Source organism: Pseudomonas sp. PS01297 (assembly GCF_029959305.1).
Taxonomy (GTDB): Bacteria; Pseudomonadota; Gammaproteobacteria; order Pseudomonadales; family Pseudomonadaceae; genus Aquipseudomonas; species Aquipseudomonas helleri.
In genome coordinates this window covers 1-264 of the sequence record NZ_JASCPQ010000230.1, presented here as the reverse complement: position 1 = coordinate 264, position 264 = coordinate 1, and the positions used below count along the sequence as shown (strand labels likewise).

1 protein-coding gene is annotated in these 264 nt (G+C 47.0%); it reads right to left on the bottom strand.

The window, feature by feature from the left end; genetic code table 11:
- Window positions 1-264: hypothetical protein (locus tag QMX84_RS26415; protein ID WP_282365161.1), on the bottom strand; the 264-nt coding region annotated here is incomplete at both ends.

The following is a 264-nucleotide window of genomic DNA, read 5'->3' as shown; positions in this document are numbered from 1 at the left end:
CATTTTTTATGCTGCTAAGCAGCGGCTCAGTAAAGAAGGGCGTGTACTGTAACGTCACGCTATGGCCCTGAGGTGAAAGCATTTGCACCGGCATGGCCAATCCGCCTTGGCCGACCTCAAGGATTTCGATGAGCCCGGACTTATGCTCGATGCGATAGTGCTTGTCGTCCAAAATATAAAAATGAAACGAGTCGATCTTCTTCTCTGGAATAAATTTCCCAATACCTTCGGGCGTCTCTTCCAGGTTAACTTTAAATGTTTCAC